Here is a 16,918-nt window from a genome sequence, read left to right as displayed (position 1 = left end):
ATGCCCGCGACCGACCCTCTCGTCAGCGTCCGCAACTCACCCGACGCACCTCCCCCTCTGGGCGCATCCGTCACCGGTGACGGGGTCGAGTTCGCGGTGTATGCCGAGCGCGCCACCGCGGTGGAGGTCTGCCTGTTCGACGCGGACGGCGCCGAGCGCCGGCTGCCGTTGACCCGGCACGCCCACGGGGTGTGGGCCGGGCACGTCGCCGGCATCGGGTCCGGGCAGCGCTACGGCTTCCGCGCGGACGGGCCGTGGGCGCCCGAGCGGGGCGACCGCTTCAACAAGGCCAAACTGCTGCTCGACCCCTACGGACGCGGCATCGCCGGCGAAGTCACCTGGCGTCCGGAGGTTTTCGGTCACCGCGTCGATGACTCCTTCGCCGGTGACGGCTCGGTCCGCGACGACCGCGACAGCGCGCCCTTTATGCCGCGCAGCGTGGTCGTCGCGGACGGATTCGACTGGGGCGACGACGCGTCGCCGCAGGTCCCCTGGGACCGGACAGTGCTCTACGAGACCCACGTGCGCGGCCTCACCAAGCTGCTGCCGGACGTGCCCGAGCACCTGCGCGGCACCTATGCCGGGGTCGCGCACCCCGCGACGATCGCGCACCTGCGGCGGCTCGGCGTCACCTCGGTGGAGTTGCTGCCGGTGCACGCCTTCACCTCCGAGCCGGGGCTGGTGCGGGCCGGCCGGCAGAACTACTGGGGTTACAACACACTCGGCTTCTTCGCGCCCCATGCGGCATACGCCTCGGCGGCGGAGCCGCAGGAGGTGATCGCCGAGTTCAAGGGCATGGTCAAGCTGCTGCACGCGGCCGGCATCGAGGTGATCCTCGACGTCGTCTACAACCACACCGCCGAGCAGAGCGCCGGCGGCGGCGCGACCCTGTCGTGGCGCGGGCTGGCCGAGGCGACCTACTACCGGCTGGACGAGCGCGGCAACGACGTCGACGTCACCGGGTGCGGGGACACCGTCGACCTGCGGCAGCCGGCCGGACTGCGCATGGTGCTGGACTCGCTGCGCTACTGGGCGCAGGAGATGCACGTCGACGGCTTCCGCTTCGACCTCGCACCGGCGCTCGCCCGCGGCGCCGACGACGCCTTCACCCCCGACCACCCCTTCCTGATGGCGCTGCGGGCCGACCCCGTGCTGTCGCGGGTGAAGCTGATCGCCGAACCGTGGGACGTCGGCTCGCACGGCTGGCGGACCGGGCAGTTCCCGGCGCCGTTCGCCGACTGGAACGACCGCTTCCGCGACACCGTGCGCGACTTCTGGCTCGGCGACGTCGCGGCGGACCTGGCCGGCCGGCCGGCGCACGGCGTGAGCGACCTCGGCACCCGCCTCGCCGGGTCGCGCGACCTCTTCGGGTCGCGGTCGCCGATGGCGTCGATCAACATCGTCACCACGCACGACGGCTTCCCCGCCGCCGACCTGACCGCCTTCAACACCAAGCACAACGAGGCAAACGGTGAGGACAACCGGGACGGCAGCGACGACAACCGCTCCTGGAATTTCGGGGTCGAGGGGCACGACGGCGTCCACGCCGAGCTCGAGCAGCACCGGCGCCGGGCGATGCGCAACCTGCTCGCGACGCTGCTGCTCTCCTCCGGGGTGCCGATGCTGCTCGGCGGCGACGAATTCGGGCGGACCCAGCAGGGCAATAACAACGCCTACTGCCAGGACAACGAAATCAGTTGGTACAACTGGAATCTCGAGGACTGGCAGCGTAACCTCGCAGACACCACCGCGTTTCTCGTGGAGCTGCGCGCCGCGCACCCGGTGCTGCGTCAGCGGGAGTTCTTCCCCGGCGACCCGGTCGACGGCGACACCCTCGCCGCGCTGCACTGGCACGACGCCCACGGCGCGGTGATGACGGCCGACAAGTGGAACGACGGGTCGACCCGCACCGTGCAGGTGGTCTTCGACGGCACCGACGTGCAGGACGACCGCCTGCTGCTGGTCCTCCATGGTGCCGCGCACGACGGGCCGGTGCGGCTGCCGAAGCAGACGGGGGTCACCCGGTGGGATCTGGTCTGGGACAGCAGCTACGACCGGCCCGACCAGGTGCCCGGTCAGGAGGTCGCGGTCGGCGACGAATATCCCATGACCGCAGCCTCGTTCGCCGTATGGCGGGGGCGCTGATCCGCGCAGACCCGTCCGCCGCGGGACGCGCTCGCCCGGGTTAGGCGCCGGCCGCTCTCCGGCCCGTGCGCCGCAGCCACCAGAGTCCGACGATCGGCAGGATGAGCGGCACGTAGCCGTAGCCCTGCCCGAACTTCGACCAGACGGTGGTGTCCCCCGCCTGGCCGGCCGCGACGAACGCGGCCTTGTCGGCATACGACCAGATGCCGACAGCGATCACCCCGAAAAGTTCGAAGCTGATGGTTCCCAGGGCGATTCGCGCGCTGGTGCGGTCGCCGCGGGCGAGCGCGACCGTGGCGACGCAATAGACGACCGCGGCGAGCGCCGACAGCCAGTAGGGCAGGTGCTGGTCGGGCCACGTCTGGGCGATCTGCATGACCGAGCGGCCGGTCGCGGCGAGCGCGAAGAGGCCGTAGACCGCCACGAGCATGCGTCCGGGGCCGGTGTTGGTCGGGGTCGGCGATGAGGCCGGGGTCGACATCGAGGAGCGTGCCATCGACATCAGCTGCCGTTCCACAGTTGCAGCAGGCGGCCGACCATCACCAGCAGGCCGAGGGCGCCGACGAGGACGACGCCGGTCCCCCACCGGGTGGTCCGCTCGGCGATGCCCCAGAAGCCGGCGACCGGCACCACGAGCACCAGCCCTGCCAGGTAGGCGACGAACAGCCCCTGCGACATGTGGCCCGGGCTGTCACCGATGCGCATGATGCCGACCACCAGCTGCGCGATGATCGCGAACTCGGCGGCGCAGGCCAGGTAGAACATCGGGTTGTCCATCGCCCGGCCGGCGATCGTCAGGTAGGCGGCGTAGCCCGCGAGTGCGGCGAGCAGCACGACCAAGACGACGGTGAGGGGCACGAGCACCCGGACATCGTACGGAAGGCACGACATTCAGCTCGCATGCAGCTGCCGTGCGGAGGGTAGGAGCGCACTTGTCCGCACACGAGAACGGAGAAACATCCATGGCGTCCTGGCGAGCCGCGGCGGCCACCGCCGCCGGTGCGGTGGCCGCGCTGACCGCGCACGACCTGCTCCAGCGCAAGCACTCGGTGCTGCGCAACTACCCCGTGGTCGGTCACCTGCGTTATCTGCTGGAGGACATCCGGCCGGAGCTGCAGCAGTACTTCATCGAGCGCAACTGGGACGGTCGCCCGTACGACCGGGACACCCGGTCGGTGATCTACGAGCGGGCGAAAGGCATCCACGGCGAGCTGCCGTTCGGCACCGAGCGCGACGTCAACCAGACCGGTTACGAGGCCCTGGTGCATTCGACGGCACCGCTCGAGGCGCCCGACCGTCCGCCGCGGGTGCTGGTCGGCGGCCCGGACTGCTCCCGGCCCTACAGCATGGCGCTGCTGAACGTCTCCGCGATGAGTTTCGGGGCGTTGTCGGCGGCCGCGATCCGCGCGCTCAACAAGGGTGCCGCGATGGGCGGGTTCGCGCACGACACCGGCGAAGGCGGCCTGTCGTCATACCACCTGGAGCACGGCGGCGACCTGGTCTGGGAGATCGGCTCGGGCTACTTCGGCACCCGCACCAAGGACGGTGACTTCGACCCGGCGCAGTTCCGGGACAACGCCGCCCACGAGCAGGTCAGGTGCGTGTCGCTGAAACTCAGCCAGGGCGCCAAGCCCGGCATCGGCGGGGTGCTGCCGGCCGCCAAGGTGAGCGCCGAGATCGCCGCGGTGCGCGGCGTGCCACAGGGCGAGAAGTGCGTGAGCCCGGCCGCGCACAAGGTCTTCCGCACACCGGCCGAACTCATCGAATTCGTAGCGCGCATGCGCGAACTCAGCGGCGGCAAGCCGGCCGGCTTCAAGCTGTGCGTCGGGTCGCGGGTCGACGTGCTCGCGATCTGCAAGGCGATGCTCGAGGTCGGCACCGCACCCGACTTCATCATCGTCGACGGGTCCGAGGGTGGCACCGGCGCTGCCCCGCTCGAATACGAGGACCACGTCGGCATGCCGCTCACCGACGGGCTGATGACCGTGCACAACGCGCTCGTCGGCACCGGGCTGCGGGAGCGCATCAAGCTGGGTGCGAGCGGCAAGATCGCCGGCGGCGCCGACATCGTCAAGCGGCTCATCCAGGGAGCCGACTACACCAACGCCGCGCGCGCGATGATGATGGCCGCGGGCTGCATCCAGGCGCAGCAGTGCCACACCGGCAAGTGCCCGGTCGGGGTCGCGACCCAGAGCCACGCGCGAGCCCGCGCACTCGACGTGGACGACAAGAGCGAGCGCGTGCGCCGCTACCAGGAGGCGACCGTCGCGCAGGCGGCGCAACTCATGGCGACGCTCGGCGCGCGGGAGCCGCACGAGCTCAGTCCGTGGATGCTGCGGCACAACACCTCCCCCGACGAGAGCCGCACCTACGCCGAACTCTTCACCTGGTTGCGGCCCGGGGAGCTGCTGGACGGCGGTCCGGAGGACTGGACCCGCGACTGGCAGCTCGCGAGCGCCGACCGTTTCAGCTTCCCGATCTCGAAATATCGTGCAGGAGAGAGGATTTCGCATGACTGACATTGCCGAACTGATCGTCGGGGCGCTGGCCGAGCACGGCGTCGAGCAGGTGTGGGGCGTCGTCGGCGACGCCCTCAACCCGGTCACCGACGCGATCCGCCGCAACGACGGCGTCGAGTGGATCGGCGTGCGGCACGAGGAGGTCGCGGCCTTCGCGGCCGGGGCGCAGGCCCAGCTCACCGGCCGGATCGGGGTCTGCATGGGCACTGTCGGCCCCGGGTCGATACACCTCCTCAACGGCCTGTATGACGCCAAGAAGTCGCACGCGCCCGTGCTCGCGTTGTGCGGGCAGGTGCCGAGCCCGGAGCTCGGCAGCGACTTCTTCCAGGAGGTCGACAACGACGTGCTCTTCGCCGACGTCGCGGTGTTCAACGAGACGGTCACGAGCCCGGCGCAGCTGCCGGGACTGCTCGAGCAGGCGGTCAACACGGCATACGCCGAGCAGGGGGTGGCGGTGCTGACCCTTCCCGGCGACCTCGGCTCGCAGGAGGTCGGCAAGGACACCACCGCGCCCCGCTTCGCGCCGCGGGCCGAGCAGGCGGCCGCACCCGAGGCGCAGCTGGACGCCGCGGCGACCGCGCTCAACGACGCCGGCAAGGTGACCCTTCTGGTCGGCTGCGGCGCGCGGGCCGACCGCGACGCAGTGCTCGAGCTGGCCGAGGTCCTGCAGGCGCCGATGGTCCTGACGCTCAAGGGCAAGGAGGGCCTGGAGGCCGAAAACCCTTACCAGATCGGACAATCCGGTCTGATCGGCAACCCGGCGACCAAGGAGGCGTTCGACGACTGCGACACGCTCTTCCTCCTCGGCACCGACTTCCCCTATCGCGACTGGCTGCCGAGCGACAAGACCGTGATCCAGCTCGACCAGCGGGCCGGCCACATCGGACGGCGCACCGCGGTGACGCACGCGCTCGTCGGTCACGTGGGTCCGACCGTGCGCGCCCTCCTGCCGCGACTGCGGGCGGGCAAGAAGGGCAAGCATCTGCAGAAGGCGGCCTCGGCATACCGCGAATGGCGCGAGGAGCAGGCGAAGCTGGCCGACCCCGGGCACGACCGCACGCTGCTCGGCCGGCTCCGCGGGAAGGCCGACAACCCCGACCACCGCATCCGTCCCGAGGCGGTCGCCGCGGCGCTCAACCGGCACGCGGCCGACGACGCGATCTTCACCAGCGACACCGGCATGGCGACGGTCTGGTTGTCGCGCTTCATCGAATTGCGAGGCACCAGAAGGCTGCTCGGCTCCTACAACCTCGGTTCGATGGCCAACGCCATGCCGCAGGCGCTCGGCGCACAGGCGCTCGACCGCAGCCGGCAGGTGATCGCCAACTGCGGCGACGGCGGCCTGACCATGCTGCTCGGCGACCTGCGCACGGCGGTGACCCACCGGCTGCCGGTGACCTTCGTGGTCTACGACAACGGGCGGCTCGGCATGGTCAAGCTCGAGCAGGAGCAGGGCGGTCTGCCGGAGTTCGGCACCGAGCTCGACAACCCCGACCTGGCCGCGGTCGCCGAGGCGATGGGCGTCCCGGCCCGCCGGGTCACCGGCGCCGCCGACGTCGACGACGCGGTGCGGACGGCGCTGGCGACCGACGGCCCCTACCTGCTGGACATGGTCACCAACCCCGACGAGATCGCGCTGCCGCCCAAGGCGACGCCCGGTCAGGCGTGGGGGTTCGCGATCGCCAAGTCCAAGGAGTTCCTGCAGAGCAGGTGACGCCTCAGGCGTTGACGACCAGGCCCAGCTCGACCGGGTTGGCCAGCGCCGGGTGCCTCGGCAGCACGCGGACGGTGTAACCGAACGCGCCGGACCGGCGCAGCGCGACCGACCCGTCGAAGCGCCAGCGGCCGTCGCCGAGGTCCTGCGCGGGCGCGAGGTCGACGACCTCGACGTCGCGCAGCTCGTCGCTGTCGCTGGCCCGGCCGTGCACCGCCTGCACCGTGACCTGGTCGGGTGCGAGCCCGGCGAGCTGGACGTAGGCCCGCACGGTGAGCTGGTCACCAACCAGCGGCGCGTCGCTCACGCCCTCGGCCTCGACGTGTTCGATCTGCAGGTGCGAGAACGCATTCCGCGCGTTGTCACGGTATGCCGCAAGGTCACGGGCAAGGGCGTAGTCGTCGCTGCTGGCCGCACGCCCGGCGATCGCGGCCGGGGTGTAGAGCAGCGTGGTGTAGTCGCGCACCATGCGGGTCGCGAGCACCTTCGGGCCGAGCACCCGCAGGGTGTGCTCGACCATCTCCAGCCAGTGCTGCGGCACGCCCTGCTCGTCGACGTCGTAGAACCGCGCCGCGACCTGCGACTCGATGAGGTCGTAGAGAGCGGCGGCCTCGAGGTCGTCGCGGCGGTTCTCGTCCATCGTCGGCTCGCCGGTGACGCCGGTCGGGTCGGCCGACGGGATCGCCCAGCCGTTCTCGCCGTCATACCACTCGTCCCACCAGCCGTCGAGGATCGACAGGTTGAGGCCGCCGTTGAGCGCGGCCTTCATGCCGGAGGTGCCGGAGGCCTCGTAGGGCCGCAGCGGGTTGTTCAGCCAGACGTCGACACCGGGCATCAGCGTCTGGGCCATCTCCATGTCGTAGTTGGGCAGGAAGACGATGCGCTGCCGCAGCTGCGGGTCGTCGGTGAAGCGCACCATCTCCTGGATCAGCTTCTTGCCGGTCTCGTCGGCCGGGTGCGACTTGCCGGCGATCACCAGCTGGATCGGCCGCTCCGGGTGCAGCAGCAGCGCCCGTAGCCGCTCGGGGTCGCGCAGCATCAGCGTGAGCCGCTTGTAGGTCGGCACGCGCCGCGCGAAGCCGATCGTCAGCACATCGGGGTCGAGGATCTGGTCGGTCCAGCCGAGCTCGGCCTGGCTCGCGCCGCGGGTGCTCGCCGACCGGCGCATCCGCTCCCGCACGTCGGCGACGAGTTGCTCGCGCAGCTCGCGTTTGACCGCCCACAGCTCCGCCCGCGGGATGCGGTCGACATCGTCCCAGCCGATCCCCTCGCGCACGTCCTGCTCGCCGAGGTGGCGGCGAGCCAGGTCCACCACCTTCGGATCCATCCACGTCGGGGCGTGAACACCGTTGGTGATGCTGGTGATCGGCACCTCCGTGTCGTCGAAGCCCGGCCACAGGACGTCGAACATCTCGCGGCTGACCTCGCCGTGCAGCAGGGAGACGCCGTTGCTGCGCTGCGCCATACGCAGCCCCATCACGGCCATGTTGAAGATGCCCGGCTGGCCGCCGTCGTAGTCCTCCGCGCCCAGCGGCAGCACGCGGTCGACCGGCACCCCGGCGAGCTCGCCGTGCCCGCTGAAGTGCGCGCGCACCGCCTCGGCGTCGAAGCGGTCGATACCCGCCGGCACCGGCGTGTGCGTGGTGAAGACGTTGCTGGCGCGCACGACCTGCTGGGCCTGGTCGAAGTCGAGCCCCTGCCGGGTGACCAGCTCGCTGATGCGCTCCACCGAGAGGAAGCCGGCGTGGCCCTCGTTGCAGTGATAGACCTCGGGCTCCGGCGCACCGGTCAGCCGGGACCAGGTGCGCAGCGCGCGGACGCCGCCGATGCCGAGCAGCATCTCCTGCTCGAGGCGCTGGTCGCCGCCCCCGCCATACAGGCGGCCGGTCAGCTCGCGGGCGGCCGCGTCGTTGCCCTCGACGTCGGAGTCGAGCAGCAGCAACGGCACCCGCCCGACCTGCGCCTTCCAGATCCGGGCCCGCACGGTGCGGTCGCCGGGCAGCGCGAGCACGACCTCGGCCGGGGTGCCGTCGGCCTCGCGGACCAGCGACAGCGGCAGGTCGTCGGGGTCGAGCAGCGGGTAGGTCTCGAGTTGCCACCCGTCGGCCGACAGCTGCTGCTTGAAGTAGCCGGACTTGTAGAACAGGCCGATCCCGACGATCGGCACGCCGAGGTCGCTCGCGGACTTCAGGTGGTCGCCGGCGAGGATGCCGAGGCCGCCGGAATACTGCGGCAGCACGTGCGTCAGCCCGAACTCGGCGCTGAAGTAGGCGATCGACGCCGGCGCCTGCCGCTCGCCGCGGAAGTCGTCGTACCAGACCTTCGAGGTGAGGTATGACGACAACCCCTCGCTCGCGGCGCGGATCCGGGCGACGAAGGACTCGTCCGCGGCCAGCTCCGCGAGGCACTCCGGGGTGAGCGCCGCGAGCAGCGCGACCGGGTCCTCGTGCACCCGCTCCCACGCCTCGGGGTCCATATCGCGGAACAGCTCGCGGGTGCGGCTGTGCCACGACCACCGCAGGTTGGTCGCGAGTTCGGACAACGGGGACAGCGGCTCGGGCAGCGCGGTGCGGACATTGAAGCGGCGGATGGCTCTCACGTGCACCGATGGTAGGGCGCTCACCCGTGGGTGCGAGCACCAAAGGGTGATGATGTGCCGCGCCGCTCATCTGTGCGGCCGGAGGTTGCGGCGACAGGTGTCAGTCCGGGGTGCGGATTGTGTAGCGTCGGTGCGGTGACTGACCAGGAGCCGATGGCCCGTCCCCTGCCGACCACCAAGACTTCGACATCGAGCAAGATCCCGAGCGCACGCCCGATAGGACGCATCCCGGTGCAGGACGTCGCGCCGTCCGTCGACGGCGGCGTGCTGCCCACCAAATCTGTTGTCGGGGAAGAGTTTCCGGTCACCGCGACCGTGTTCCGCGAGGGTCACGACGCGGTCAACGCGACGGTCGTGGTCACCGACCCCGACGACGTGACGACGCTACTGCCGATGACACTGACCAATCCCGGCCTGGACGCCTGGGAGGGCACGCTCGTCGCCGACCGGCCGGGTCTCTGGTCCTACCGGGTCGAGGGCTGGTCCGATCCCTACGGCACGTGGGAGCACGACGCCGTGATCAAGATCGCAGCCGAGGTGGACGTCGAGCTGATGCTCGAGGAGGGCGCGCGGGTGCTGGAGCGGGCGGTCGCGCAGGTGCCGCACGCCGACGCGGACAAGGCCGTGCTGACCGACGCGATCGCGACCCTGCGGGACAAGGAACAGCCGCCCGGCACCCGCCTCGCGGCCGGCACCACCGGCGAGGTCGAGCGCGTCATGCGGCAGACGCCGCTGCGCGACTTCGTCAGCGCCAGCCCCACCTACGCCTGGCTCGTCGAACGCGACCGCGCCCTCTACGGCGCGTGGTACGAACTCTTCCCGCGCAGCGAAGGCGCCCGCTTCGATCATGAGAAGGGACAGTGGATCTCGGGCACGCTGCGCACCGCGCAGGACCGGCTGCCCGCGGTCGCCGACATGGGTTTCGACGTCGTCTACCTGACGCCGATCCACCCGATCGGCACCACCAACCGCAAGGGCCCGAACAACACGCTGACCGCCGGGCCGCACGACCCCGGCTCCCCCTATGCGATCGGCAGCGCCGACGGGGGCCACGACGCCATACATCCCGACCTCGGGACGTTCGAGGACTTCGACGCGTTCGTCGCCCGCGCCGGTGAGCTCGGGCTGGAGGTCGCGCTCGACCTGGCGTTGCAGTGCTCCCCCGATCACCCGTGGGTCGCCTCGCACCCGGAGTGGTTCACCACCCGCGCCGACGGCACCATCGCCTACGCGGAGAACCCGCCGAAGAAATACCAGGACATCTATCCGGTCAATTTCGACAACGACCCGCAGGGCATCTACGCCGAGGTGCGCCGCGTGGTGCAGGTGTGGATCGACCACGGCGTCAAGATCTTCCGCGTCGACAACCCGCACACCAAGCCGCTGGAGTTCTGGCAGTGGCTGATCGAGGACGTCGCCCGCGACCACCCCGACGTGGTCTGGCTCGCCGAGGCCTTCACCCGGCCGGCGATGATGGCGACGCTCGCCAAGATCGGCTTCCAGCAGAGCTACACCTATTACGCGTGGCGCAACGGCGCGGCCGAGCTGCAGGAGTATGTCGAGCAGCTCGCGTCGCAGGACGCGCCCTACATGCGGCCCAGTTTCTGGCCGACCACGCACGACATCCTCACCCCCTACATGCAGTACGGCGGGCCGACCGCCTGGAAGCTGCGCGCCGCCCTGGCCGCGACCCTCGTGCCGACCTACGGCATCTACTCCGGTTACGAGCTGGTCGAGCACGTCGCGCGTCCGGGCGCCGAGGAGCAGATCGACAACGAGAAGTACGAGTACAAGGACCGCCGGTGGGAGCTCTACCAGCCCGGCGGGGAGCGTGAGGGGCAGTCGCTCGCGCCATACCTGAAGCAGCTCAACGAGATTCGCCGTGCGCACCCGGCATTGCACTGGCTGCGCAACATCACCTTCCACCGGGTCGACGACCCGGCGCTGCTGGTCTTCTCCAAGCGTCGCGGCGACGACGTCATCGTCGTGGTGGCCAACACCGACCCGCACGCGACACGCGAGTCGACGATCCACCTGGACCTGGCGGCGCTCGGCCTGCAGCCTGGTGACTCGTTCGTCGCGCACGACCTGCTGACCGACTCGACCTGGCAATGGGGCGAGCACAACTACGTCAGGCTGGGCCCCGACGCCCAGCCGGTGCACATCGTCGAAGTCCGGAGGTTCTAGACCGTTGTCCGTCCAGGGATTCAGCCTGCAGCAGCCCGGTCTGCGTCACGACCCGCAATGGTTTCGCAAGGCCGTCTTCTACGAGGTGCTGGTGCGTGCCTTCGGCGATTCGACCGGCAACGGCACCGGCGACTTCACCGGCCTGATCAACCGGCTCGACTACCTGCAGTGGCTCGGCGTCGACTGTCTCTGGCTGCCGCCGTTCTACGCCTCGCCGCTGCGTGACGGCGGCTACGACATCGCCGACTACCGCGCGGTGCTGCCGGAGTTCGGGACGCTGCCGGAGTTCACCGAGCTGGTGTCGCAGGCGCACGCGCGCGGCATACGCATCATCACCGACCTGGTGATCAACCACACCAGCGACCAGCACCCGTGGTTCCAGGCGTCGCGGTCGGACCCCGAGGGGCCCTACGGCGACTACTACATGTGGTCCGACACCGACGAGAAGTATGCCGACGCGCGCATCATCTTCGTCGACACCGAGGTCTCCAACTGGACCTTCGACCCGGTGCGCCGCGAGTTCTTCTGGCACCGCTTCTTCTCCCACCAGCCCGATCTCAACTTCGAGAACGAGAAGGTGCACGAGGAGATCTTCGAGATCGTCCGGTTCTGGATGGACCTCGGCATCGACGGGTTCCGCCTCGACGCGATCCCCTACCTCTACATCGAAGAGGGGCACAACGGCGAAAACCACCCGAAGACACACGAATTCCTCGCCAAGCTGCGCAAGATGGTGGACGAGGAATACCCGGGACGGGTGCTGCTCGCGGAGGCCAACCAGATGCCCGACGAGGTGGTCGACTACTTCGGCACCCCGGAGGACCCCGAGTGCCACATGTGCTTCCACTTCCCGATCATGCCGCGGCTCTACTACGCCCTGCGTGACGAGAAGGCGACCCGCATCATCGAGGTGATGGACGAGACGCCGCAGATCCCGGGCGGCACCCAGTGGGGCACATTCCTGCGCAACCACGACGAGCTCACCCTCGAGATGGTCACGCCCGAGGAGCGCGCCGCGATGTACGGCTGGTACGCCCCCGACCCCCGGATGCGCGCCAACGTCGGCATCCGGCGGCGGCTCGCGACCCTGCTCGACAACTCGCGGGCCGAGACCGAGCTGATCAACGCGCTGCTGCTCTCGCTGCCGGGGTCGCCGTGTCTCTACTACGGCGACGAGATCGGCATGGGCGACAACATCTGGCTCGAGGACCGCGACGCGGTGCGCACGCCGATGCAGTGGTCACCCGACCGCAACGCCGGCTTCTCGACCTCGGACCCCGGAAAGCTATATCTGCCCATCGTTTCCAGCCTCGTCTACCACTACAACAACGTGAACGTCGAAGCCCAGATGGGCTCCGGGTCGTCGCTGCTGCACTGGACCCGGGAGATGCTCGCGATCCGGAAGCGCTACCCGGTCTTCGGTCTCGGCGACTACGCCACGCAGGAGACCGACAACGAGGCGATCCTCGCGTTCACCAGGTCGTTGCGTCCCGAGGACGACCCCGACGACGAGATCGAGGTGCGCGACGTGCTCTGCGTCAACAACCTGTCGAGTCGTCCCCAGTCGGTGACGGTGCAGCTGCCGGAGCGGTTCGCCGGAGCCCGGCTGCGCGACACGTTCGGCGGCGGTTACTTCCCCCCGGTCGGCGACGACGGCTCGGTCACGCTGACGCTCGGCTCCCGCGACTTCTTCTGGCTGGTCGTCCGCCCGCAGCAGGGAGACTGAGGCACCGATGGCGATCATCCACCGCGCGACCCTGACGCCGTCCAAGAAGGACGTCGTCGAGGCCTGGATCGGCGAACAGCGTTGGTATGTCGGCAAGGGCAGCGCCCCGAAGCTGCGCCCGCTCGGCAACTACCGCTTCGACGACCCGGCCGGCGAGGTCGGTGTCGAGGTGCTCTTCCTGGTCGACGAGTCCGGCGCCGAGCCGGTGGTCTACCAGGTGCCGGTGACCTACCGCGGTGCCCCGCTGCCCGGCGCGGAGCACGCGCTCATCGGCGAGCTCGAGCACTCGACGCTCGGACGCCGCTTCGCCTATGACGGCCCGCACGACCCGGTCTTCGTGGCCACGCTGCTGCGCACGATGGTGACGGGCGGGCGGCAGGCCGCCTTCGAGATGCACGACGAGAGCGGCCCGACCGGTGAGGTGCTGGACCCGTCGATCACCGTGCGCGGCAGTGGTTTTCGGCACGCCGCGGTCCCGGCGATCAGCTCGAGCCGGGTGTTGTCCGGCGAGCAGTCCAACACCTCGATCATCGTCGACGTCGAGCGCGACGAACCGGTGATCATCAAGGTGTTCCGCGTCGTGCAGCCCGGGGACAACCCCGATGTCGAGCTGCAGACCGTGCTGAGCGCCGCGGGCAGCGAGCACGTGCCGCAGATGGTCGCCTCTCTGCGCGGCGAATGGCCTGCGGTCTCGGGCGATGCGGCCGTCCCGCGCCTCTCCGGCGACCTCGCCTTCGCGCAGGAGTTCTTCCCCGGGGTGCGGGACGCGTGGCGGGAGGCGCTCGACGCGGCACGCGCCAACCGGTCCTTCGCCGGGCCGGCCCGGGCCCTCGGGGTCGCCACCGCGCAGGTGCACCGCCAGCTCGCGGAGGCGCTGCCGACCGCCGCTGCCGATGCCGACACCACTCGCAGGTCGCTGGACGCCATGCGGATGCGGTTTGCCGCGGCCGCCGCCGCCGTGCCCGAGCTGGGTGAGCGCCGGCAGGCGTTCGAGGCGCTCCTCGCCGCTGCCGCCGACTCGAATTGGCCTGCGCTGCAACGGATCCACGGCGACTACCACCTCGGTCAGGTGCTCGATACCCCCGAGCGTGGCTGGGTGCTGCTCGACTTCGAGGGCGAGCCGTTGCGTCCGCTGCCCGAACGCACCCAGCTCGACCAGCCGCTGCGCGACGTCGCGGGCATGCTGCGGTCGTTCGACTACGCCGCCGGTTCGATCGAGCAGGAGTTGATCCGGCAGGAACGCATCGGCGGCGACCGGCGCGGCTGGGCTGCCGACGCACGCGCCGCGTTCCTCGACGGCTACGCGACCGAGCTGGACGTCGACCTCGCCGCGCACCAGGCGTTGCTCGACGCGTTCGAGGTCGACAAGGCCTCCTACGAGGTCGTCTACGAGGTGCGCAACCGGCCCACCTGGCTGCCGATCCCCCGCAGCGCGATCGACCGGCTGCTGGGCGAGCCCACCCCCACCCCCGCCGGTCGAGTAGGGCCAGCCCCCCAGGGCGAGCCCACCCCCACCCCCGCCGGTCGAGTAGGGCCAGCCCCCCAGGGCGAGCCCACCCCCACCCCCGCCGGTCGAGTAGGGCCAGCAACCCAGGCCGAGCCCACCCCCACCCCCGCCGGTCGAGTAGGGCGAGCCCCCCAGGGCGAGCCCGTATCGAGACCAAGGAGCACCGACATGCCGACCGATACCCCGTCCACCGACGCACTCCCCGCCGACGCGGCCGCGAAACTTCTCACCGGCCGCTACGGCGACCCACACCAGCTGCTCGGCCCGCACCAGGACCAATCCGGTGTGTTGGTGCGGGTTTTCCGCCCGCTCGCCCGGTCGGTGGAAGTGCAACTGCCGGACGGTTCCCGGGCTCCCCTGACCCACGAGGTCGAGGGCCTCTGGAGCGGGCGGCTCCCGGTCGACGAGGTGCCCGACTACCGCGTGGTGACCACCTACGACGACGGCGTCGAGCACGTCGCCGACGACCCCTACCGCTTCCTGCCGACACTCGGCGAGGTCGATCTACACCTCATCGGCGAGGGCCGGCACGAGCAGCTGTGGACCGTGCTCGGGGCGCACGTGCGCAGCTACGCCGGCCCGCTCGGCGACGTGCGGGGCACGGCGTTCTCGGTGTGGGCGCCCAACGCCCAGGGCGTCCGTCTGATCGGCGACTTCAACCTCTGGAACGGTCAGGGCCACCCGATGCGACAGCTCGGCACCAGTGGTGTCTGGGAGTTGTTCGTGCCCGGTGTCGAGGCCGGCACCCGTTACAAGTTCGACCTGCTCGGCCCCGACGGCGTATGGCGCGAGAAGGCCGACCCGATGGCGCGCCAGGCCGAGGTGGCACCTGCGACCGCGTCGGTCGTGACCGACACGTCATACGAATGGGGCGACGGGGACTGGCTGGCGAAGCGTTCGGCGGTCGACGCGCACACGCAGCCGATGAGCGTCTACGAGGTGCACCCGATGTCCTGGCGCCAGGGCCGGTCGTGGCGCGACCTCGCCGACGAACTCGTCTCCTACGTCAGCGAACTCGGCTTCACCCACGTCGAGTTCATGCCGGTGATGGAGCATCCCTATCCGCCGTCGTGGGGCTACCACGTCACCGGCTACTACGCCCCGAATTCGCGGCTCGGCTCCCCCGACGACTTCCGCTTCCTGGTCGACAAGCTGCACCAGGCCGGCATCGGCGTCATCCTCGACTGGGTGCCGGGGCACTTCGCGACCGACGAGTGGGCGCTGGCCCGTTTCGACGGCACGCCGCTCTACGAGCACCCGGACCCGCGGCGTGGCTGGCACCCCGAATGGGGTTCGTACATCTTCGATTTCGGCCGTCCGCAGGTGCGCAACTTCCTGGTCGCCAACGCGGTCTACTGGATGCAGGAGTTCCACGCCGACGCGCTGCGCGTCGACGGTGTGGCGTCGATGCTCTACCTCGACTACTCACGCGACGAGGGCCAGTGGGTGCCCAACAAGCACGGCGGCCGGGAGAACCTCGACGCGGTGCAACTGCTGCAGGAGACCAACGCGACCACCTACCGGCGCATGCCGGGCACGGTGATGATCGCCGAGGAGTCGACCTCGTGGCCCGGCGTCACCAAGCCGACCGATCAGGGCGGCCTCGGTTTCGGCTTCAAGTGGAACATGGGGTGGATGCACGACACGCTGGATTACGTTGCGCAGCAACCGATTTACCGGCGCTACCACCACGACAAGATGACGTTCGCGCTCGTCTATGCGTGGAGCGAGCAGTTCGTGCTCCCGATCAGCCACGACGAGGTCGTGCACGGCAAGGGGTCGTTGCTGCGCAAGATGCCGGGCAACCGGTGGGAGCAGCTGGCCGGCGTGCGGGCGTTCCTCGCCAACATGTGGAGCCACCCGGGCAAGCAGTTGCTCTTCATGGGTTCGGAGTTCGCGCAGGAGGCCGAGTGGGCCGACGGTCGCAGCCTCGACTGGTGGCTGCTCGACCAGCCGGCTCACCGCGGCATCGCGGAGTTGGTGCGCGACCTCAACGCGCTCTACACCGAGCACCCGGCGTTGTGGAAGCTCGACCACGCCCCTGACGGCTTCCAGTGGATCGACGCCAACGCGGCCGACGCAAACCTGTTCTCCTACTTGCGTTTCGAGGACTCCGAGCGCAAGGGCGACGTCGTCGCCTCGGTGATCAACTTCAGCGGTGTCGAGGCCCGTGACGTGCGCGTCGGGCTGCCGCGCGGCGGCCGCTGGGCCGAGGTGCTCAACACCGACGCCGAGACGTATGGCGGTGCCGGCCGCGGCAACCTCGGCGGCGTCGAGGCGCAGGAGCAACCCTGGAACGGCCAGCCCTACTCCGCGCTCGTCACCGTGCCCCCGCTCGGTGCGGTCTGGCTGACGCCTGAACGCCCCTAGCGAAACCCCCTGGGTGGTCGAGTAGGCCGAGGCGCTGAACCCTGGGTGGTCGAGTAGGCCGAGGCGCTGACCCGAGACGAAGCCCTGGGTGGTCGAGTAGGCCGAGGCGCTAACCCGAGACCAAGCCCTGGGTGGTCGAGTAGGCCGAGGC

General features: G+C 70.2%; 9 protein-coding genes. 6 read left to right on the top strand and 3 right to left on the bottom strand.

Features of this window, described 5'->3' with window-relative positions; translation table 11 throughout:
- A complete protein-coding gene (gene glgX, locus HJ588_RS08730) occupies positions 1-2,145 on the top strand; it encodes a glycogen debranching protein GlgX (RefSeq protein ID WP_171154042.1) in 2,145 nt (714 codons plus the stop codon).
- Between the two features lie 40 nt (positions 2,146-2,185).
- On the opposite strand, the gene HJ588_RS08725 is transcribed toward glgX, so the two are convergent.
- On the bottom strand, positions 2,186-2,647 hold the full coding sequence (locus HJ588_RS08725) for a hypothetical protein (RefSeq protein WP_246241785.1): 462 nt from the start codon (positions 2,645-2,647) through the stop codon (positions 2,186-2,188).
- Positions 2,647-3,009, bottom strand: a complete 363-nt coding sequence (locus HJ588_RS08720; RefSeq protein WP_171154040.1) for a hypothetical protein — start codon at positions 3,007-3,009, stop codon at positions 2,647-2,649. Before HJ588_RS08720 ends, HJ588_RS08725 begins: the two co-directional genes overlap by 1 nt.
- A gap of 98 nt (positions 3,010-3,107) precedes the next feature.
- Between HJ588_RS08720 and HJ588_RS08715 the strand changes: the two genes are divergently transcribed.
- Together HJ588_RS08715 and HJ588_RS08710 are read left to right on the top strand one after the other, a co-directional pair.
- Entirely contained in the window at positions 3,108-4,664 is a 1,557-nt protein-coding gene (locus HJ588_RS08715; RefSeq protein WP_171154038.1) for an FMN-binding glutamate synthase family protein, read from the top strand.
- A complete protein-coding gene (locus HJ588_RS08710) occupies positions 4,657-6,378 on the top strand; it encodes a thiamine pyrophosphate-dependent enzyme (RefSeq protein ID WP_171154036.1) in 1,722 nt (573 codons plus the stop codon). Before HJ588_RS08715 ends, HJ588_RS08710 begins: the two co-directional genes overlap by 8 nt.
- A gap of 4 nt (positions 6,379-6,382) precedes the next feature.
- On the opposite strand, the gene glgP is transcribed toward HJ588_RS08710, so the two are convergent.
- The gene (gene glgP, locus HJ588_RS08705; RefSeq protein ID WP_171154034.1) at positions 6,383-8,977 is read right to left on the bottom strand and encodes an alpha-glucan family phosphorylase; all 2,595 of its coding nucleotides are present in this window, start codon (positions 8,975-8,977) and stop codon (positions 6,383-6,385) included.
- Between the two features lie 153 nt (positions 8,978-9,130).
- On the opposite strand from glgP, the gene HJ588_RS08700 reads away from it, so the two are divergent.
- From HJ588_RS08700 to glgB, 3 genes are read left to right on the top strand one after another with little or no spacing between them, the layout of a single operon-like run.
- Positions 9,131-11,164 (top strand): alpha-1,4-glucan--maltose-1-phosphate maltosyltransferase, encoded by a 2,034-nt coding sequence (locus HJ588_RS08700; protein WP_171155552.1) that lies wholly within the window; start codon positions 9,131-9,133, stop codon positions 11,162-11,164.
- A gap of 4 nt (positions 11,165-11,168) precedes the next feature.
- Positions 11,169-12,890 carry a maltose alpha-D-glucosyltransferase gene (treS, locus tag HJ588_RS08695; protein WP_171154032.1) on the top strand — a complete coding sequence of 574 codons (1,722 nt, stop codon included), beginning with the start codon at positions 11,169-11,171 and terminating at the stop codon, positions 12,888-12,890.
- A 7-nt stretch (positions 12,891-12,897) separates the two neighbouring features.
- Positions 12,898-16,767, top strand: coding sequence for a 1,4-alpha-glucan branching protein GlgB (gene glgB, locus HJ588_RS08690; RefSeq protein WP_171154030.1), 3,870 nt, complete (start codon positions 12,898-12,900; stop codon positions 16,765-16,767).
- Positions 16,768-16,918 lie beyond the last annotated feature (151 nt).

The organism is Flexivirga aerilata, assembly GCF_013002715.1.
GTDB lineage: Bacteria > Actinomycetota > Actinomycetes > Actinomycetales > Dermatophilaceae > Flexivirga > Flexivirga aerilata.
This window is presented reverse-complemented; position numbering and strand designations above follow the sequence as displayed.